Here is a 20,384-nt window from a genome sequence, read left to right on the forward strand (position 1 = left end):
GTGATACACGGGAGTGATACCCGAAGAACATCCTGGTAGGCCGGGAGGTCCGTCACATGGAAACCTCGGCGCTGGTAGCGGTCCTCGCGACGATCGTCGCGTGGTGCGTCCTCGCAGGTCGCCTCCAACAGCTGGGGCTCACCGCCCCCATCGTGTTCGTGGCGGGCGGCTGGGTGTTCGCGGACGTACTCGGCCTTCTCGAGCTCGAGGCCGAACCCGAGCTGGTCAAGATCGTCGCCGAAGTCACCCTCGTCTGGGTCCTCTTCGCGGATGCATCGCGGGTCCGGCTCGAGCAGTTCCGACGCGATCTGAGCACCTATGTTCGGCTGCTCGGGGTCGGCCTGCCGCTGACGATCGCCATGGGCACCGGAGCCGCGATGATCGTGCTCGGCTTCGACCCGTGGGCAGCGCTCCTGGTCGGCGCCGCGCTCGCGCCGACGGATGCTGCGCTCGGTGCACCCGTCATGTCGAACCCTCATGTGCCCGCGAAGGTGCGAAGCGTACTGAACGTGGAGAGCGGGCTCAACGACGGCATCGCCACCCCGATCGTGCTGGTGGCCATCGCCGGCGTCGCGGTCGATGAGGGGGTACTCGGTGTCGAGAGCCCCGGCGGCGCGATCGTCTCCCTGCTGGTCGGCCTCCTCGTGGGCGTCATCGTCGGCAGCGTGGGCGGCCTGGTCACCAGACGCGCACGCGAACGCGGCTGGCTGTCCGAGGAGCTCGGCGGCCCAGCCGTCCTCGCACTCGCACTGTTGGCGTACGCCGCGGCACTCGCCACGGACGGGAACGGTTTCGTCGCCGCCTTCGTGGGCGGTCTGGTCTTCGGGAACGTTGCCGGACGAAGCGGCGAGAAGGAGGTCTACTTCGTCGACCAGTCCAGCGACATGGCCTCGATGATCAGCTGGCTGATCTTCGGCGCACTGGCGATTCCGGTCATCCAGGCTTCGTGGAGCTGGACGATGCTGGGCTACGCCGTGCTCAGCCTGACCGTCGTTCGCATGCTGCCGGTCGTCCTGGCGCTGCTCGGTGCGGGGCTCGACCGCTACAGCGTGGTGTTCGTCGGTTGGTTCGGCCCGCGCGGCCTGGCCTCGGTCATCTTCGCGTTGATCGCGCTGGAAGGTCTCCACGGCGCGGGTGAGGACGTGGTCGCGGTCATCTCGCTCACGGTCCTGCTCAGCGTGATGGCACACGGCTTCAGCGCCGTACCCGCGGCGAACCGGTTCGCCGCGAAAGGACCGCCAGCGGAAGGCTAGGAGCCGAGGAGCCCGATCGAGATCACCTGCCGGACCGCATCACTCCGCGATGTGACGCCCAGCTTCCGGTAGATCGAGGCGACCTGCGAGCTGACGGTGTTGCGGGAGACGAACAGTCGCTCGCCGATCTCGCCGATGGTGAGGTGGGTCTGGAGGTAGGGCAGCAGGCGCAGCTCGGCCGGGCTCAGGGGCGGCCTTCCAGCGGTGGTGCGTTCTGAGGAGTTGATCCTGGCGCGGAGCCTCGCGACCTGGTCGACCAGCACCCCGAGATCCGGTCGGCGCTGCAGCACGTCGTCGATCTCGCGCAGCAGATGCCGGGCGGACGTCTGGTCACCGCGTGCCCAGAACACACTGGCCAGCTGGAGGCGACTACGCACGGCCAGATACGGCAGCGCGTACGTGCAGGACGGACGCGCACGCATCGCCCGGGTCAGCTGCCGGTCCACCTCACCGAGATCCCCGTCGTGCAGCCCCAGCCGAGCAGCGGCCGCGAACGCGAGGACGCTCACCGCGTAGTCGTACATCCGATGCTCCTCGACGACGGCGAGGGCGAGGGCCACTCGCTCCGCCGCCTCGTCCCAGCTCCCGTGTTCCATCGCCAACAGCGCGAGCTCCGCCTGAGCGTTGACGATGGTGTCGGTGTTGCCGAGCTCGGCTCCGGCGGTGGAGCTCTCGGCGAACAGGGCGGCTGCGCGTTCGACGTCCCCCATCAGCAGATGCGCCTCAGCGGCACCGACCACGGCCGTGTCGCGCCAGGGGCTCCACGGCGGTTCCTGGGCCATCGCGAGGTCGGCATCACGCATCATCGCCGCAGGTCCTGCCGGGCACATGACGGCCCGCAACATGGCGCGCGCTGACTCGAACGAAGCGGTGCCGTCCATCGGCACCCAGTCGTACTCCGCAGCCTCTGCCACGGCAGCCCAGCGCTGCGCCCCGAGGGGGTCGCCACCCAGGACGTCCATCCACGCGGCCAGCACGGCCAACGGAGGGTGTTCCTCGATGGCCGAGTCACCGAGCGCGGACAGCCACCGCCCCACGGTCGACATCTGCCCGGCGCTGTAGGTCGGCAGCACCAGCTGCGTCGCGATCTGGACGCACCGATCACGCTCGGGCGTGTTCAGCAGGTGCTCGAGGGCCATCGCCGAAGACTCGTTGGCATCGAACCAGTCGGCGGCCCGCAGGTGCAGCTTCGCGACGACCTCGGGTTCGACCCGACGCAGCTCTCCGAGCAGGAACTCTCGATACAGCGGGTGATAGCGGTACCACTCCCGCCGCCGGTCGAGCGGGAGCAGGAACGAGTTGGATCCCTCGAGTGCGAGAAGCCGATCCTGACCGTCGGTATCCCCCGAGAGCGCGTCGCACAGGGAGCCACAGAGCCGGTCGAGCACAGCGGTACGCCGCAGGAACCGTTGCGTCGCCTCGTCCTGCTGGCTCAGCGACTCCCGGTACAGATAGTCGGCCACGTACCGGTCGTCGCCGGAGATGCTCGACACGTCCTGCTTCGTGTCCCGGGCGATCATCGCCGCCAGGTGCAGGCCGGCCGCCCAACCCTCCGTCCGTTCGGTCACCCTCATCGCCTGGTCGCGCGTGAGCGGCACCTGTGCCGCGCTGAAGATCTGCTCGGCACCCGTCACATCCAGCGCCAGGTCGGGTCCCAGCACGTCGAGGACCGTGCCGGAGGCGCGCAGCCGAGCCAGGTGCGGTTGCTCGACCCGGCTCGCCGACACCAGCTGGGAGCCGACCGGGACACCGGAGATGACCACGCTCAGCACATCGTGGCAGGCCGAGGAGTGCAGCTCATGCAGGTCATCCACCATCAGCACGAAAGGTTCCGGGCTTCGGCTGAGAGCGGCGGCCAGGCGCGGTGCGGCGCGCCCCAACGGCGAGACGCCCAGACCGCTCACGTCGGCGACCACGCCCTGCTGATCCGGCACGGCTCGCGCGTATGCCGAGGCGAGCAGCACGAGGAGGGCGCTGGAGTCGTCGTCCAGGCGGTCGAGTGACACCCAACCGACCGGGCGGTCCTCGGCCTGTGCCCACTGCGCAAGGAGGGTGGACTTGCCGTAGCCGGCGGGCGCGGTGATTCCGACCGACGGCGCGCCGCTGCTCCGGGCCGCCTCGATCAGAGGGGCCCTGCTCACCAGTCTGAGCGGCAGCTCGGGAACCGAAAGCTTGACGTCCAGCAGAACGTCGTCGAGCCCGGCAGCCGTTCGCGCGGCTTCGCCAGCGTCTTCCACCCTTCGCACGCTAGAGATCCGGGCAGCCCGACGTCTCATCCCTGACGGATGACTTGTGGGTGGCCCGGCGGAGTCTCAGCCACCTTCTCAGTCCTGACGCCCTCACGTTTCACACAATGAGGATGATTCGCCAACAGGCCCCGGCGACCAGATTGAGATCGTCCGTTCACTTCACGACCCGACATCGAGTCCGTCGTGGTCGGCGGCAATCCAAGGAGCGTCCCGTCATGACCGAACAGACCCCATTGAACGAAGAGACCACCTGGCAGGCGCAGGAGCCGCCGCCCAGTGGCTGGGCGACCGGCTTCATCATGTTCGCCGGCGTGATGATGATCATGGCCGGCAGCTTCCAGGCCTTCGCCGGCCTGGTCGCCATCTTCGAGAACGAGTTCTATGTCACGACCCCCAACTACCTGCTCCAGCTCGACGCCACCAGCTGGGGCTGGATCCACCTGCTGCTGGGACTGCTCGTGGTGTTCGCGGGCTTCGCTGTGCTCAACGGCATGGTCTGGGGTCGCATCATCGGAGTCGTCCTGGCCGTACTGAGTGCCTTCGCCAACTTCGCGTTCATCCCGTACTCGCCGTTCTGGTCGATGCTGATCATCGCTGTCGACATCTTCGTCATCTGGGCGCTGACGGTGCACGGGCGCGACATCACCCGCTGACCTGGCCGGTTCGTCCACTTCGGGTGATGCCTCGGGCGGACCGTCCAGACAGCCTGGGGAGTGGCCTCGTTCGAGGCCAGTCCCACGACCACCGAAGGGTTGCCATGTCAGACATGACCGCATCCGACACCCCCGTCCTCGACCTGCTGGCCACCATGACGGCCGAATCCGTGCAGGCATCGAGCCTCGACGTACAGTCCATCGCTCTCGTCCGACTCGCTGCCCTCGTCGCGAGCGATGCTCCGGCCGTCTCCTACGCGTTGAACCTCGCGATCGCCGACGAGGTCGGCCTCGACGCCGAGGCCGTCCGCGGTGTGCTCGCGGCGATCGCACCCATCGTCGGGACGTCGCGGGTCGCAGCGGCGACCAGCCGCATCGTCCTGGCGATCGGAGTCGGCATCGAACAGGCATCCGCGCAGATGGCCGACGACGAACTGAGCTGACGCACCATGTCGAGCGACTCGCCCATCACACGCGAACTCCGAGAACCCACCGACGACCCCGTCGTCACCACCGCAGACCGACCCTCACGAGGCCGCTCGATAGCGGCGGTGATCTGCCTGGTGCTGGCCGGGTTGTTGACCACGCCGGCCGCGGTGGCCTACTGGGGGCAGCGCACATTGAACGACGCCGAGCGGTACGTCGAGACCGTCGGCCCTCTCATCGAGTCCCCCGAGGTGCAGGACGTGATCGCGACCCGGGTCACCGGGGCGATCCAGCAGCAGGTCGACGTCGAGGCGATCCTCAACACCGCGTTCGCCGGCGTGATCGACGACAGACCGCGCCTGGAGCAGCTCGTGGCGCCACTCGCCGCGGCCATCAACGGTCTGGTGGAGCGCGAGGTCCGCGCGTTCATCGCCTCCGACGAGTTCGCCGACATCTGGGTCCTGGCCAACACCAGAGCCCAGCAGACCCTCCAGCGAATCCTGAACGGCGACGACTCCGGTGCCGTGTCGCTCCAGGGCGAAGAGGTCGTGCTCGACGTCGACGAGGTCATCGAACGGGTCAAGGAGCGACTCGTCGCCCGGGGTCTGACCATCGTCGAGAACGTGCCCATCCCCGAGACCGACCGTCAGATCGTGCTGATGGAGGCACCCCAGCTCAGGCAGGTACGCACGATCTACGCGTTCTCGAACCCGGTCGCCCAGTGGCTCCTTCCCGTGGTCGGGGTCCTGTTCCTGGCCGCCTTGGTGCTGGCCCGCCGCCGCCCGCGGATGGCGGTGTGGATCGGGGCGGTCGTGGCTGCCAACGCGCTGCTGCTGGCGTGGGTGCTGTCCATCGGGCAGCAGATGTTCATCAACGCGCTCTCCGGCACCGATTTCGGGCCAGCGAGCAGGGTCTTCTTCGACACCCTGCTCGCCTACCTGGAACGCGGCCAGCAGGTGGTCCTGTGGCTCGGTCTGGTGATCGTGCTCGCCGGCTGGTTCGCCGGTTCCAACAGGTACGGCACCACCGCACGTACGACCATCGGCGGGGGTCTCGAGAGCGTCGGCGCTCGCCTGGGGGACGGTCCCGTCGGCGGAGCTGGCCGCTGGGTCGCCGCCAACGTGACCTGGCTGCGAGTCGCCGTGGTGGCGTTGGGCGGCGTGGTCCTGCTCTGGGGCAACAACGTCACGATGGACCGGCTCTGGTGGTCCCTTGCTCTGGTGCTCGGCCTGCTGGTCGTTCTCCAGGTTCTGGTCGGAGCCGGCCGGCCCAGGGAGCCAACCGCCTCCCTGGGCTCCAGCCCGGCGACCTAGAGCACGTGGTGACCTAGCTCGGTCACCCGTCGCCCAACGCCCGTTCGATGACCTCGACCACCTTGGGCCGCAGGTCGCTGGCCGCGATCACCTCATCCACCGAGCCGACCTCCACAGCTCGGTGGATGTCGTGCACGTCGTCGAACTCGGCCGCGACCTCGGCGATCTTGTCCGCCCGCAGCTGGGCGCGGAGCTCGGCCAGCTCGACGACGAGCTCGCCGCGCTCCCCGTCCTCGGCGTGGTCGATGCGCTCCTCGAGCGCGGCCACCCGCGGGTCAGCCGCCGCCCGCTTGGAGACCTCCGCGGCGAACACGACGGCCGCCGCAGGGGCGCCACCGAGGACCGAGGCGTACGAACCCTCGATGGCGAGCACCGTCATCGACGGGTTCAGGTGCTTGGAGAACACCACGAACGCACCCCCGTGGTAGCGGGAGATGACGCAGAAGACGATCGGGCCCTGGAAGTTGACGACCGCTCGGCCGATCTCGGCGCCGTACTCGAGCTGCAGGTTGCGCATCGACTCCGGGGAGCCGTCGAAGCCGGACAGGTTGGCGAGCACCACCAGCGGCCGGTTGCCCGATGCCGCGTTGATCGCGCGCGCGACCTTCTTCGACGACCGCGGGAACAGGGTGCCCGCGGTGTAGGTGTCGGGACCGTCGGTGGGAGGGAAGCCGGCGCGCGGCACCGGCTTGGACTCGATCCCGACCAGGCTGACCGGGTAGCCGCCGATCCGGGTGTCGACGACCACTGCGGTGTCGGCGTCGGCCATGCCGGCCCACCGCTCGAGCATCTCGTGGTCGGCGTCGGCCAGCGCCCGCATCACCGTGCGGATGTCGAAGGGTCGTTTGCGGTCGGGGTTGTGCTCGGCCGAGAAGATCTCGCCGACCGTGGCGAAGTCACCCGCGTGGGGGAACGACGACACGTCGCGGTCGATCGGGTCGGCCGTCGGCGCGCGGCGCGGCCCGGTCTCGCCGGGGACCACGTAGCTGTGCTCGTAGTGCGCCATGAGCACCCGGAAGGCACCGGCCAGGTCGGGCACCCAGTACTGCGCCTGACCGTTCGGGCCCATCACCCGGTCGTAGCCGCCGATGCCATGGTTGTCCTCGGCGGAGACCCCGCCGGAGAAGTCGAGCGACTGCTTACCGGTCAGCACCATCGCGCTGTCCGGGGTCATCACCAAGATGCCCTTGGTGTGCATCAGCATCGTCGCTTCGGCGTTCCAGTACGGCTGGGCGCCGACGTTGATCCCGGCGACGACGATGTTGATCTCGCCGCCGTCCTGGGTGAAGTGGACGATCCGGCGCAGCGCGGCGGCGACCCAGTCCATGTTCTCGGTGCCGCTCTCCATCGAGATCCGCGCACCGGCCGACACCGCGAACCACTCGACCGGAATCTGCATCCGCTCGGCGAGGTCGATGGCCGCGATCACCCGGGCGCACTCGGGCTCCGAGAGCGCGCCGAGCGACTTGAGCGGGTCACCGCAGAGCACGACTCGGCTGATGCCGTCGGGGTAGAGAGTGCTCGGCGTGGTCACGACGGCGACGATGATGCCGGCACTGTTGAGCCCGGGAGCACGATCGACGGGTACGAGTACGCCGTCGGCGTCGAGGTCGTGCTCGACGACCGTGCCGCTCCCTGCCAGGGCACGCTGAAGCTCGTAGGGGTAGACGAGACCGCGGCGGCGGGCGCGCAGCACCTTGGCGGCGTACTCGTCCATCGGGGCGAGCGGTTCGGTGGGCGGTTCGATGACGTCGGCCACGACGCCTGCGCCCGGCTTGGCGTGGAAGCGGATGGCCAGCGGGGTCGGGGCGTCACCGTCCTGCCCGGCCACGCGGCCCTGCGCGAGCACCTCCTCGATCCCGGCGCCCTCGCTGAGCGGGGTGATCTTGCTCTGCAGCGCGGTGATCTGGTCGAGATCTGCCTCGACCACCGGCCACACCGTCACCCACACGTGGTTGACGTCGAGCTTGGTGCCCTCGCGGCCCCGGGCGGAGCGTACGCGGCGGATCGCCTCGAGGCAGTTCTCCACGGCCCGCTCGACGTGCGGCAGCGCGATCACGCGGCCCTCGTCGTCGCGGACCACGGCGAGCTGTCGGGCCTGGGCCGCCGCGACGAGGCGGCGGTCGGCCGGGTTGGCCCGGGCGACGCACTCGTAGAGCAGGACGTCGTCGGGCGCGGCGAGCCTGGTGACGTCGAACTCGCTGAGCCGCCACAGGTTGAGCCTGCGACCGACCATCGGGTGCATGCCCCGGACCAGGCTGTCCTCGACCAGCTCGGCGGTCGGGGTGTGCGGGGCGCCGTCTGCGTGGTGGCGGTAGGTGAAGTAGTCGATGGGCTGTGGCGCGGCATGGCAGACCGCGATCGAGACACGGCGGGCGCGGCGGGCGAACTCGTGGCCGGCGAGCATCTTGGCGAGCTCGGACGAGGCGAGGTCCGGATCGGCGGGCGCGTCGGTCCAGCGCAGGTAGATCTCGACGACGTCGTCGTGGTCGGAGCTCAACGCCGAGGTGATGGCAGCACCGAGTGGGCCGTCGGGACGGGCGAGCTCCGTAACGTCGCCGATGGTGGACACGACTCGGGTCGCACCCTTCTCGTCAGTGGCGTACTCGGCGTGCGCGAGCGGGCGTCCGCCGTCGTCTATGCCGGTGACGGTCAGGTCGTGCAGGTGGTAGTCGCGGTAGTGGCGCCGGATCAGCACCTCCAGCAGCGGCTCGCGCTCGGGAATACCCTCGACCAGCCGGTCCCGGAGGAATCCGACCAGTGGCTCGGGGACAGCCGCCAGTGCATCGATGCGGGCGGCCCGGTCAGGGGCGTCCGGGTCGATGAGGGCGGCGACCTCGGCCGGCACTCCCTCGAGCACCGCGCGGCGCTCGTCATCGACCAGCGCCTGGTCGAACCAGCCGAACCGGACCGAGCGAGCCAGGTCGCCGACCACGGCGAACCGGCGCTGCGTGGCGCGCACCATCCGCTCCAGCAACGCGCGGACCGCGGCGGCGTCCTCCGTCGCCGGCGGCGGGTCGCCGAGCCAGCGCTGCAGCACCCCGATCGCGACGTCGACGTCGGAGGGATGCTGCTGGGCGAGGAAGATGCGGAACACCGCGCGCTCGAGCTCCGGCGTACGTTCGAGGTCGGAGACCCCGTAGTGCGCGAGCACCCGCAGCAGCTTGTCGCGGAAGTGGTCCGGGAGCGCGCCCCGGTCGGGGTCGAGGCTGCGCAGGTAGGTGTGGAAGTACTCCCGCGAGCTGTGCACGCGCAGCTCGGTGGACGGCTCGTCACCGGCCGGGCGGTTGCGGCTGAGCTCGGCGAAGTCGGTGAACAGGGCCAGCAGGTCCATCTCCGTGCGGAGGGTGTCCGCGGGCGCACCGGTGGAGCGAGAGGCCAGATGGGCGGCGAGCAACGCCGGACGCTGATCCTCCTCGACGTCGTAGCCGAGCAGCAGGCTGCTCAGGTCGTCCAGCGCACCATTACTGCGGCCGGACTCCGTGACGGGTGCGGGCAGATCGAGGTCGGCCAGGGTGGCGGTGGTCGCCTCGCCCTCGGCCTCGCCGGTCGGCTCGAGGCGCAGCAGCGGCGCCGCGGTCTCTACCTGGCTCCCGACCCGGACCAGGAGCTCCTTGACCCGGCCTGTGAACGGCGCGGTCAGCGCGGTCTCCATCTTCATCGACTCGAGCACCAGCACCGGGTGCCCGGCCGCCACCTCGTCGCCGACGGCGAGCGGGGTGGACACGACGAGCGCCGGCGCGGGGGCGCGGACCATGCCGCCCTCGTCGCGGCTGACCCGGTGCATCACGTCGTCGACCTCGACCAGATGGACGGGGCCGTGGGTGGCGGTCACCAGCCGGTAGCGGTGGCCGTCGACGGTGAGCCGGCCGTGCACCTCGTCGATCCGGTCGAGGGTGGCGGTGAGGGTGCGCCGCTCGCCGCCGGCCGTGATGGTGACCTGGTAGCGGGCGGGTCCGGACTGCCGCACGGTCAGGGCGTACGTCGCCCCGCGCAGCTTGAGCTCGATGGTGCGGGCCGGGTCGTGCTGGATCTGCGGCCGGCCGCCCTGGGCGGTCTGGAGCATGCGGGCGATCTCGCCGCGCTCGGCCTCGTCGTACCCCTCGATCGCGGCGGCGACGAGCGCGACGCCGGCGTGCCGGGCCGCCTGGAGCCGTCCCTCGCCGCGCACCCGGTCGATCCACCCGGTGTCGGCCCAGGCCGGGCTGCCGGTGGTGACCTCGGGCTGGTCGAGGAGGTCGAGGATGAAGCTCTTGTTGGTCGCGCCGCCGTCGATGATGACGGTGGTCTCCCCCATCGCCCGGCGCAGTCGCGCGAGCGCTTGCTCGCGGTCGGCGCCCCAGGCGATCACCTTGGCGATCATCGAGTCGAAGTCGGCCGGGATGGTGTCGCCCTCGGCCACGCCGGTGTCGACCCGGATGCCGGGGCCGGCGGGGAACTCGAGGCGGCTGATCCGGCCCGGAGCGGGCGCGAAGTCGCGGTCCGGGTCCTCGGCGTTGAGCCGGGCCTCGACCGCGTGGCCGCGCTCGACCGGCCGGTCGCCGGCGAGCGGTACGCCGGAAGCGACCTGGATCTGCAGCGCGACCAGGTCGGTGCCGGTCACGGCCTCGGTGATGGGGTGCTCGACCTGGAGGCGGGTGTTGACCTCGAGGAACGCGAACGTCTTCTCGCCCGGGTGGTAGAGGAACTCGACGGTGCCGGCTCCGGCGTAGCCCACCGCCGTGGCGAGCCGCTCGGCCGACGCCTTGAGCTCGGCGGCCTGGGCCTCGGACAGCAGCGGCGAGGACGACTCCTCGATGACCTTCTGGTTGCGCCGCTGCACGGAGCAGTCGCGTACGCCGATCGCCCAAGCGGTGCCCTGTCCGTCGGCGATCACCTGGACCTCGACATGGCGGGCATCGGTGACCAGCTTCTCGAGGAAGACGACGCCGCTGCCGAACGCCCGCTCCGCCTCGTCCCGGGTTCGCTGGTACGCCTCGGCGAGCTCAGCACCGGAGGTGACCTTCCGGATGCCGCGACCGCCGCCACCGGCGGTGGCCTTGAGCATGAGCGGGTAGCCGATCTCCTCGGCGCTGGCCAGTGCCGACTCGAGGTCGTCGACGCCGCCGCGGCTCCAGGGGGCGACCGGGACGCCGACCTCCTCGGCGATCAGCTTCGAGCCGATCTTGTCGCCCAGCTTCCGCATGGCCTCGGCGCTGGGACCGATGAAGGTGACGCCCAGCCGGTCGCACAGCTCGGCGAAGGCGGGGTCCTCGGCGACGAAGCCCCAGCCGACCCAGGCGGCGTCGGCCCGGGAGGCGACCAGCGCCTGCTCGAGGACGGCGAGATCGAGGTAGGGGCGATCCGCGGCCGCGCCGAGCAAGTAGGCCTCGTCGGCCTCGCGTACGAACGCCGACCCGGCGTCGACGTCGGTGTGCAGCGCGATGGTGCGGATCGTCCCAACGGATGTATCCCGCGCGTTGAGGTCGCGGACGGCATGGATCAGACGCATCGCGGCTTCACCGCGGTTGACGATGGCAATTCGAGAGACCTGTGGCACGGTGCAGACCCTTTCATCAGGCGCCGCCCCTGTGACCGCTCGACTCCGACAGGCTTCTGATGGATTCCTTGTCGAGTTCCTAGTGGACACCGCCCGGCGACGCCCCTGGATCGCGCCCGTGTGATGCGTCCAGGATGGCCGGTTCCTACAACGTCCGGCGGGCTCCGTTGACCTTCTGGCGGAGCCAGTCCGGGACGCGGTCGTCGTCACGGGGGAACGTCTCGAGGTCGAGCGCGTACAGGCCCGGGTGGGCCGGCCAGCGCCAGACCGGCTCGTCGTCGTAGTTGAAGACGACCTTCGTCGAGTGCTTCTCCCCCTCGCCCTCCCCGGTCGCGATGGTCCAGCGCGCGGAGAACCAGGCGCCCCGACCGGGCTCGTACATCACCCGCCTGAGCTCGTCGGTCAGCGCGAGGATGGTGTCGGGCGGCCGGGCGTGGGCGAGGCTGCCGTCCGGCCGGTGCACATCGACGCGCCCGGTGAAGAACATCGACAGGTTGCGGTGGTTGAAGACCAACGTGGACCAGTCGCCCTCTACTTCGTCAGCGAGGTGGAGGGCGATCTCGTCGATGAGCTGTTCCTGTCTGACCACAGGAGGAACGGTCATGGCCATCAACCTACTACCGCTGTCGACAGCATTTCGAAACTCCGTTTCGTGGCGGCGGCACGGATGTTGTTTCCGACACACGTCGGATCCGTGAGTTCCTCGTGACGCGGTGAACACGGAGCGCCGACGACGGCTAGGTTGAGCAGGTGACTCGGAACCCGCGACAGTCCCTGGATCGCTCGGTGCTGCGGCTGGGCGCCCGTGTGCGGGAACTGCGCAAGGCGCAGGGGATGACGCTGGTCCAGCTCGCCGAGGCGACCGACCTGTCGCACCCGTTCCTGAGTCAGATCGAGCGCGGGATGGCCCGCCCTTCGATGTCGTCGCTGTTCCGGATCGCCGAGACGCTGGGCACCACCCAGCAGGGGCTGCTCGCGGACAGCGTCGAGAGTGCCTCCGCCGGCCCCGTGGCGGTCGTACGCCGCTCCGACCCCGGCACCGCGGAGGCGTCCAACGGCATGGTGCAGGCGCTGGTCGCCGGGGCCGACCACGCCTTCATCCCGATGGAGTTCGCCGGGGACGAGTCGACCTGGGACCGCTACTGGCAGCACGAGGAGGACGAGTTCGTCTACGTGGTCGGCGGGACCCTTCGGATCGACCTGGACGGCGAGGAGCAGGTCATGGAGACCGCCGACTCGGTCTACATCCCCGGCGGCGTACGGCACCGGTGGGCCAGCGCCGACGGCGAGCTCTTCCGGCTGCTGGTGGTCAAGGAGCAGCGCAGGCGCTGAGCCGCCCCAGATCCGCGACGATCTCGCGCTCGTCGGCGGTGGTGAGCACGCCGTCGCGTACGACGACCTGGCCGGCCACGACCACGTGCCGCGGACGCCGCCCGGGCGAGGCCCACAGCAGGCCGGCGACCGGGTCGTGGACGCCGGCGTCGGCGACCCCGGAGACGTCCCAGACGCACAGATCCGTCCCCGAACCCAGCCCCGGTCGGCCGAGGCCGGCCGCTGAGCCGGTGGCCGCCATCGCGAGCACGTCGGCGGCCGCCAGCGGAGGACCCACCAGCGGCGCCACCTGCATGGCGAGACGGGCATCGGCGAGCAGGTGGCCGGCGTCGTTGCTGCCACCGCCGCTGGTGCCGAGCCCGACCTCGACCCCGGCCGCGCGGAGGGCGGCGACCGGCGCGATCCCCCACCCCATCGGCAGGTCGCAGCCGGGCGCATGGGTGGCGCTCACCCCGGCCGCGCTCAGCCTCCGGATCTCGTCCGGCGTCACGTCGCACAGATGAGCCAGAGTCACGTCGGGCGCGAGCCAGCCCCACTCCTCCAGCAGATCGATCGGGCGGCGGCCGTAGCGCTCGGCCGCGATCGCGACGTCGACCTGCTCGTTGGCCTGGGTACGCCGCCGCAGCCCGCGCCGGGCAGCCACCTCCCCCATCAGCCGGAAGGTCGGCTCCGGATCGGAGTGCACCCCGGCCGGCCCGACCGCGACCTGCAGCGTGCCGTCGGCGCTCACCCCGCCGGGCGCATCCCCCACCAGCGCCTCCGCGATCAGGTCGGCGCTGTGCGCCGCGGTCTCGGGGTCGTCCCGGGCGGCACCGCGGACGAAGACCAGGCGGGCGCCCAGCTCGGCCGCCGCTCGCGCGGTCCCCTGCGCCAACGGCACCGTCTCCTCCGGTGTCAGGGAGCCCGGCCAGGTCAGGTGATGGTCGGCCACCGTCGTCACCCCACAGAGCAGCGACTCGGCGAGCCCGGCCCGTGCGGCGGCGTAGGTGAGCTCGGCGTCGACCCCGACACGGTCGTAGGCCGCCGCCATCGTGGGCAGCCAGGTCGCCATCGGGACGCCGCGCGTCCCGGGCAGGGTGCGGAACGCGGTCTGCAGCAGGTGATGGTGGGCGTTGACCAGGCCCGGCGTGACCAGGCAGCCCGAGGCGTCGAGGGTGTCCTCGGGCCCCTCGATCGAAAGGTCTCCCGAGGCTGCCCCGGTGATCCGCAGCGTCATGCCGACGGCGTGAAGCGGGAGGCTTCCACGATGACCTCGGCCAGCGTGGCGACCCCGGCCTCGAAGCGGACCTTGCCGTCCTCCGCGGTGGCGGTGGTCGGGTCGCCGAGGTAGCCGTCGGTGCCGAAGTCGTCGGAGAGCCAGCCGAAGGAGACCGGCTTGCCGAAGCCGATGTGCCGGTAGCCGGCCAGCTGCTCGGGCACCTTCCGCTCACCTCGCTCCTGGTGCACCAGCTCGGGACGCAGGTGGAGCATCATCGAGGTCTCGCCGTGGCCGCCGTGGATGCCGAGGCCGAGCTCGTCCTCCCGAGAGGAACGTCCTCCTTGGTCGGGTGGCACCGAGAGATGCGCGAAGAACGTCGCCAGCCCGAACTGCTTGCGCAGCTCGCGGCTGGCGACCTGCCCGAGCGCGGAGTTCCCACCGTGCCCGTTGACGAAGAGCAGCCGGGTGATCCCGGAGTTGCTCAGCGAGCGGCCGATGTCGACGAGGACCCGCATCAGGGTGTCCCAGGCGAGCCAGATCGTGCCGGGCGACCAGGAGTGCTCGTCGGACTTGGTGTAGGCCAGCGGCTCGAGCAGCACCACGGACGCGCTGCCTGCCGCGGCGACCGTCGCCACCGCGGCCTCAGCGGCCTCGGCGGCGATGACGTAGTCCGTCGAGACCGGCAGGTGGGGACCGTGCTGCTCGATCGCGCCGAGACCGAGCACCGCGACGGTGTCCTCGGGCAGAGCGGCGATCTCGGGAGCGGTGAGGTCGGCGAAACGGGGCATCAGCGGACTCCGATGTTGATGCGGGTGTCGACCAGCGCGTGGTCGGTGAGCTTGCCCTGGTTGAGCAGCCCCTTGGGGTCGCGGTCGCGCGCGACCGCGGTGACGAGCTCGACGTTGCGGTCGACGTACCACTGGTGGGGCGAGTGCACACCGACCCCGATCTCGTCGAAGCGCGGGATGCCCGCGAGGACCTGCTCCTCGGAGACGTACTCGGCGACAACCATCGCCAGCGGGGCGTTCCCCATCAGCTCCAGGTGCAGCCAGACGGGGCCGTCGTAGACCTTCCGCACCCGGTCGGCGTCGCTCCAGTAGAGCTCGCCCCCGGTCTCCATGTGGAACCAGCTCCGGTCACGGTGTGCGCGCTGGAGGAAGTAGACCGGATGGTTGTAGGACATCCCGGAGAGCAGATCGGTCGCGGCATAGTCCTCCAAACGAGCTCGTACGCTGCCTCCGGCCGCCACGACGAGCGACTCGATCTCGGCGACCGTGGACGCCTCCGCGATCACCCGCAGGCTGTGCTGGGCCGGGTCGAGCTGGACGTTGGTGGTCAGGGTCGGGACCAGCGCCGGCTCGTCGCCCGAGGCCAGCCTCGGCAGCACCGGCAGGTCGAGCAGGCGGCGGTGCACGGACACCATCGCGTCCCAGCTGTCGAAGGCGGCATAGACCGCCACCCAGTCCCGCGCGGGGTCGGTGCGGACGACCACCGAGGTCACCACGCCGGTCACGCCGTAGGCGTGGATGTAGGGCAGCGTCTCCTCGCCCGTCACCGTGAGCAGGCGTCCGCTGCCGTCCATCGGGGCCACCGTCAGCTCGGTGACGAAGCCGTCGGAGGTGGTGCCGTGCTCGATGGTCCCGGTGCCGGCGCTGCCGCCGCCGATGAAGCCGCCGATCGTGGAGCCCTTGGTGGAGGGGAAGATCCACAGGTCGCGCCCCGCCTCCCGGGCGACCTTGTCGATGCGGGTCATCCGGGCACCGGCCCCGGCGCGTAGGTTGCCGTCGGCCCGCACCTCGATCGCGTCCAAGCCACGCAGGTCGAGGATGATCCCGCCGGTGAACGGGGTCGCCTGGCCGTAGTTACCGGTCCCGGCCCCACGCGGGACGACCGGCACGTCGTGCTCGTAGGCCACGGCCAGCACGTCGGCGACCTCCTGCTCGGTGCGCGGCCGGACGATGGCGTCGGCGACATACCTGCCGCTCGGCACCTTCTCCTGGAGCACCGGCGACATCCGGGACCAGTCCGAGGAGAGCTTGACCAGCGCGGCCGGGTCGGTCTCGACTCGGTCCGCGCCGAGGCGGTCGGCGACCAGGGCGGTCACCTGGGACGTACGCTGCGAAGTCGTCATCGGCGTCACTTCATCGAGATGGAGTCGTCGATGAACCGGTTGTCGTAGAGCGACTCCGGGTCGATGTCGTCGGAGGTGATCGTGCCGGCCTGCTTCATGATCGGCGCGAACGTCTCGACGATCCCCTTCATCCGCTCGCCGTCGATCTGGCCGAAGACTCCGGACTTCGGGTCGTCGTGGACCAGGTCGAGGTCGGTCATCGTCTTGGCGGCGTACGCGGCGACGCCCTCGCTGTAGGTCCAGCCGGTCTGGTAGCGCTCGACGATGTCGACGATGATCCCGTTGGCCCAGTCCGGGTCGGCCAAATAGTCGATCTCGGCCTGCTGCATCACCGGAACGAGCTTCTCGAGGCAGTCGGCCTCCTTCTCGACGTCCTCGGCACGCACCGCGATCGGCTCGGGGTAGATGGTGTAGCCGACGTCGGCGAGCAGCTGATAGCCGATCGGCTTGGCCCAGCTGCTGATCTCGTTCTCGTAGATGTAGGGCTCGGCGGTGGCGAAGCCCTGCTGGAGGATCGTGGGCTCGGTGACGAAACGCTGCGGGGTGCCCTCGTAGGAGAGGTCGGACTGCTTCTTCTCGATCATCCCCTGCGACTCGAGCAGCGCCGGGATCACGTCGCCGGCGGTGACGACCGGGTCGCCGTCGCCGGCGGCCTCGGCGATGGTCTTCGCATCGTCCTGGCTCTTCGGGTCCCACATCAGGATCTGCGGCGAGACGGTGAGCTGCGAGGCCAGCGCGACGGTCGGCTGCTTCTCCGCGGCCGCGATCGCGGCGTCGGTGTTGACCGCTCCGATCAGGATGTCCTTGTCGAGGTACATGGTCGCGGGGACGGGCTGGAACCCGGTCGCCGGACCACCCGAGCGGACCTCGACCTCCACGCCCGTGTCGACGCTGCCGGACACGAGCGGCCCGGTGACGGTCTTCTTGTCGGTGTCGACGGTGTAGCCCTCGCCGATCAGGCTGTACATGCCGCCGTGCTCGGCCTCGGGCTGCCAGTCCTGCTGCATCACCACGGTCGCGGGACAGACGTCGGTGAGGTCCTTCGCGCTGCCCTTCTCCGCCTTCGTCACCTCGCCTGCGGTGGCGGTGTTGGCGGAGCCGGAGTCACTCCCGCAGCCGGTCAGGGCGAACGGGACGATGGTCGAGAGTGCCACGAGGGTGGCGGCGCGCACGGGTATGTGTCGGTTCATGCTGTGTCCGTTTCTTGGGGGATGGGGTGAGGTCAGCGCTCGCCGTACCACTTGCCGATGACGGCGCGATCGAGAGCGGCGAAGGCCGAGAAGACGACGACACCGAAGAGAGCGGTCAGGATGATCGCCAGGAAGAGCGGCTCCATGCTGAGCCGCAGCGTGTAGACGCGGAGCAGGCCGCCGATGCCGGGGCTGCCCTGCTGGAAGTAGAAGTCACCGACGATCACGCCGATGACCGACAACCCGGCGGCGTTGCGCAGGCCGGTGAAGATCGCCGGCATCGCGGCAGGCAGCTGCAGCTTGAGCAGCCGCTGCAGCCGGGTCGCCCGGTTGAGGGTGAAGAGGTCGTGCGCCGGTGCCGTCGCCGACTGCAGGCCGAAGAGGGTGTTGGCGATCATCGGGAAGACCGCGATGATCACGCAGACCACGATCCGGGCCGCGATGCCGTAGCCCATCCAGATCCCGATCAGCGGGGTCAGCGCCAGGATCGGGACCGTCTGCAGGATGACCGCATAGGGGTAGAGCACCTTCTCAAGCAGCCGGGTCTGCGCCATCACCATCGCCCAGGCCATCCCGATGACCACCGAGATCACCAGACCGGCCAGCGCGACCATGACCGACTGCCACAGCGCGGCGAGCATCGGCTGCATGATCTCGGGCCGACCCAGCGTCTCGCCGAAGACCTGGTGCGGCGGCGGCAGCAGGAACCGCCTGTCCTCACCGAGGACGAGGTACGTCACGGCGTACCACACGGCCGCCAGGCCGGCGAGCGCCGCGAGCATCGGCACGACCTTGGCGAAGAGCCGACCGAGAACCGGGGGCGTACGTCTGGCGGGCGGCTCGGCGGGCGCGGCCTCGGTCACGGCCCCGACGTCGGGCTCGATCATCAACTCGGTGCTCATGCGTGCTCCTCCAGTGCCTCGGAGACCTGGCCGACCAGGTGGGCGAAGTCGGACTCGAACCGCAGATCGGGTGGGCGTGGGAACTCCCAGGGCACCGGGATCTCCGCGACGATCCGGCCCGGCCGGCCGCTCATCACGACGACGCGTGTGGAGAGGTACACGGCCTCGGCCACGGAGTGGGTGATGAAGAGCCCGGCGAAGCCGAGCAGCTTGAAGAGCCGCTGCAGCTCGGTCTGCATCGCCAGCCGGGTGATCTCGTCGAGTGCGCCGAACGGCTCGTCGAAGAGGGCGAGATCGGGTTCGGCGACCAGGGCCCGGGCGATCGAGACCCGCATCCGCATGCCTCCGGAGAGCTGGCGCGGATGCTGCTTCTCGAAGCCGGTGAGGCCGACCAGGTCGAGGGCCTCCTGGGCCGCGCGGCGGCGCTGCTCCTTGGGGAGCCCGCTCAGCTCGCCGATCAACTCGACGTTCTTCCGGGCGCTGCGCCACTCCAGCAGGGTGGGGTCCTGGAAGACATAGCTGGTGGTGTCCGCGTCGACGTCGACCCGGCCGACGGTGGCGTCCTCGAGTCCCGAGGCCAGCCGGAGCAGGGTGGACTTGCCGCAGCCGGACGGGCCGACGACGGAGACGAACTCCCCGGCGTCGACGCTGAGGTCGACCCCGGTCAACGCGGTCGTACCGGTCGGGAATCGCTTCGTCACCCCGGAGAGGGCGAGCGTGGCGGTGGTGGTCGTGTTCATGTCACCTCGGCATGGGATCGAGATCGAGAACGGTGCTGACACGGGTGTCGGCGAGCACGCGGCCGCCGTGGACGACCACACGGGCGGTCTGGGAACCTGCGACGACCTCGTCGAGAGGTACGTCGGGGACGAGCATGAAGTCGGCCCGGCTGCCCGGCTCGGTGCCCGCCTCCGGGAGCCCGAGCACGGTGCGGGTGGTCGTCGTGACCGCGGCGAGGGCCTCGGCGGGCCGGAGATGACCGGCGGCGACCAGGAGCGAGGTGGTCTCGAACGGGTCGGCCCGGCCGACCGGGTTGAAGGGGTCGCGCAGGTTGTCGGCACCGGCCGCGACCGGGACCCCCGCCTCGAGCAGCGCCCGGACAGCGGTGAGACCACGCGGCACCGCCCCGTCCGCGTCGCGGCCCTGCAGGTAGAGGTTGGTGATCGGGAGCGTCACGATGCCGATCCCCGCCTTGGCCACCAGGTCCAAGACGGGACCTCGGCGGTCGTGGTCGAGCATGCCGAGGCGTACGCAGTGGGAGGCGGTCACGCGCTGCTGCATCCCCCGGGCGATGACCTGCTCGGCGAGGTCGGCCAGGTCGAGGTGGCCGGTGGTGGTCTGCTCGTCGGTGTGCAGGTCGACGGGGAGACCGGACCGCTCGGCGTGGTCCAGGATGCGGCTGGTCTCCTTGGCGGGCTCGTCGGCCAGGTGCGGACACCCGCCGATGACGTCGATCCCGCGCCCGATCGCCTCCTCGATCACCGCGTCGGGGACGTCCTGGCCGGCGAGCAGGCAGACCTGGAGCGTGACCGTTCCGCTGAGCTCCTCGCGCAGGCCGAGCACGGCATCGACCCCGCGCAGCGGGTCGCCCGCGAGGAGCGCGTCGGCGTGCGTACGGATCGTGGTGATGCCGTTCGCCACGTAGCGGCGGACCGCCCGCCGCGCGCGGTCGGCGAAGTCGTCGGAGGTGAGCGTGGGAACGAGCGAGCGCCACTGCTCGATGGCGGTGACCAGGTCGTTCCCGGCCTGCGGGCCCGGCTCGATCTGCTCCGCGCTCAGCGCCTTGTCGAGATGCGCGTGCGGCTCCCCGGCGGCGGGGATCAGCCGCCAGCCCCCGGCATCGGTCCCGGCGTCGGCCTTCTCGTCGGCCGCCCGGACGGCGGTGATCTCACCGGCCGCGAGATCGAGATCGGCGAGGCTGCCGTCGAGGAGCCGTACGCCGCGCAGCGCGGTCAGCTCCACACCGGCCAGCTGCGCCGGGCCGTCCACGGGCCCGACCCGTTCCGCATTTCGTGCCACGGCCATCGACTACCCCTTTCGGCTCAAATGTTGATGAGATGAACATTTTCGAGCGTAAGGAGCGGTTATTTCGGCGGCGTAACCGTTTCGGTCCTCCTCGATGAAACCAGCGAGGGCGGCCATCCGGTCAAGCACGGGCGACGGACGATCAACGCGGACTCTCGGATCGCGGCGACGAT

15 protein-coding genes are annotated in these 20,384 nt (G+C 70.4%); 5 read left to right on the forward strand and 10 right to left on the reverse strand.

All coding sequences use genetic code 11. The annotated features are described in order from the left end of the window. Positions 1–56 precede the first annotated feature (56 nt). Positions 57–1,253, forward strand: coding sequence for a cation:proton antiporter (locus tag ABZU72_RS07385; protein WP_355018210.1), 1,197 nt, complete (start codon positions 57–59; stop codon positions 1,251–1,253). Here ABZU72_RS07385 and ABZU72_RS07390 read toward each other — a convergent pair. Beyond that, the gene (locus ABZU72_RS07390) at positions 1,250–3,490 is read right to left on the reverse strand and encodes a LuxR C-terminal-related transcriptional regulator (RefSeq protein ID WP_355018211.1); all 2,241 of its coding nucleotides are present in this window, start codon (positions 3,488–3,490) and stop codon (positions 1,250–1,252) included. The genes ABZU72_RS07385 and ABZU72_RS07390 overlap by 4 nt on opposite strands. A gap of 227 nt (positions 3,491–3,717) precedes the next feature. Between ABZU72_RS07390 and ABZU72_RS07395 the strand changes: the two genes are divergently transcribed. The 3 genes from ABZU72_RS07395 to ABZU72_RS07405 all read left to right on the forward strand — a co-directional run bounded on the left by ABZU72_RS07395 (position 3,718) and on the right by ABZU72_RS07405 (position 5,894). Further along, positions 3,718–4,155: a hypothetical protein gene (locus ABZU72_RS07395; protein ID WP_355018212.1), complete on the forward strand. Its 438-nt coding sequence runs from the start codon at positions 3,718–3,720 to the stop codon at positions 4,153–4,155. Positions 4,156–4,268: 113 nt separating this feature from the next. Further along, complete coding sequence (locus tag ABZU72_RS07400) at positions 4,269–4,598, forward strand: carboxymuconolactone decarboxylase family protein (RefSeq protein ID WP_355018213.1); 330 nt, start codon at positions 4,269–4,271, stop codon at positions 4,596–4,598. A gap of 108 nt (positions 4,599–4,706) precedes the next feature. Next, the gene (locus tag ABZU72_RS07405) at positions 4,707–5,894 is read left to right on the forward strand and encodes a hypothetical protein (RefSeq protein ID WP_355018214.1); all 1,188 of its coding nucleotides are present in this window, start codon (positions 4,707–4,709) and stop codon (positions 5,892–5,894) included. Positions 5,895–5,916: 22 nt separating this feature from the next. Here ABZU72_RS07405 and ABZU72_RS07410 read toward each other — a convergent pair whose 3' ends face one another. Both ABZU72_RS07410 and ABZU72_RS07415 read right to left on the reverse strand, forming a co-directional pair. After that, positions 5,917–11,433 (reverse strand): carboxyl transferase domain-containing protein, encoded by a 5,517-nt coding sequence (locus tag ABZU72_RS07410; RefSeq protein ID WP_355018215.1) that lies wholly within the window; start codon positions 11,431–11,433, stop codon positions 5,917–5,919. A gap of 145 nt (positions 11,434–11,578) precedes the next feature. Beyond that, positions 11,579–12,037, reverse strand: a complete 459-nt coding sequence (locus ABZU72_RS07415; protein ID WP_355018216.1) for an agglutinin cell wall attachment protein — start codon at positions 12,035–12,037, stop codon at positions 11,579–11,581. 146 nt (positions 12,038–12,183) lie between these two features. Here ABZU72_RS07415 and ABZU72_RS07420 point away from each other — a divergent pair, with 146 nt between their 5' ends. Beyond that, on the forward strand, positions 12,184–12,765 hold the full coding sequence (locus ABZU72_RS07420) for a helix-turn-helix domain-containing protein (protein ID WP_355018217.1): 582 nt from the start codon (positions 12,184–12,186) through the stop codon (positions 12,763–12,765). On the opposite strand, the gene ABZU72_RS07425 is transcribed toward ABZU72_RS07420, so the two are convergent. Genes ABZU72_RS07425 through ABZU72_RS07455 form a run of 7 tightly spaced genes read right to left on the reverse strand, consistent with a single transcriptional unit; the run spans position 12,743 to position 20,211 of the window. Then, a complete protein-coding gene (locus ABZU72_RS07425) occupies positions 12,743–13,981 on the reverse strand; it encodes an amidohydrolase family protein (RefSeq protein WP_355018218.1) in 1,239 nt (412 codons plus the stop codon). The genes ABZU72_RS07420 and ABZU72_RS07425 overlap by 23 nt on opposite strands. Next, the gene (locus ABZU72_RS07430; RefSeq protein WP_355018219.1) at positions 13,978–14,751 is read right to left on the reverse strand and encodes a creatininase family protein; all 774 of its coding nucleotides are present in this window, start codon (positions 14,749–14,751) and stop codon (positions 13,978–13,980) included. The genes ABZU72_RS07425 and ABZU72_RS07430 overlap by 4 nt, the downstream gene beginning before the upstream one ends. Further along, on the reverse strand, positions 14,751–16,094 hold the full coding sequence (locus ABZU72_RS07435) for an FAD-binding oxidoreductase (protein WP_355018220.1): 1,344 nt from the start codon (positions 16,092–16,094) through the stop codon (positions 14,751–14,753). The genes ABZU72_RS07430 and ABZU72_RS07435 overlap by 1 nt, the downstream gene beginning before the upstream one ends. Positions 16,095–16,099: 5 nt before the next feature. Then, a complete protein-coding gene (locus ABZU72_RS07440; protein ID WP_355018221.1) occupies positions 16,100–17,284 on the reverse strand; it encodes a hypothetical protein in 1,185 nt (394 codons plus the stop codon). A 32-nt stretch (positions 17,285–17,316) separates the two neighbouring features. Then, a complete protein-coding gene (locus ABZU72_RS07445) occupies positions 17,317–18,186 on the reverse strand; it encodes an ABC transporter permease subunit (protein ID WP_355018222.1) in 870 nt (289 codons plus the stop codon). Beyond that, positions 18,183–18,926, reverse strand: coding sequence for an ABC transporter ATP-binding protein (locus tag ABZU72_RS07450; protein ID WP_355018223.1), 744 nt, complete (start codon positions 18,924–18,926; stop codon positions 18,183–18,185). Before ABZU72_RS07450 ends, ABZU72_RS07445 begins: the two co-directional genes overlap by 4 nt. Position 18,927: 1 nt before the next feature. After that, a complete protein-coding gene (locus tag ABZU72_RS07455; protein WP_355018224.1) occupies positions 18,928–20,211 on the reverse strand; it encodes an amidohydrolase family protein in 1,284 nt (427 codons plus the stop codon). Positions 20,212–20,384: the final 173 nt, after the last annotated feature.

Source organism: Nocardioides sp. NPDC004968, from assembly GCF_040608935.1.
Classification (GTDB): Bacteria; Actinomycetota; Actinomycetes; order Propionibacteriales; family Nocardioidaceae; genus Nocardioides.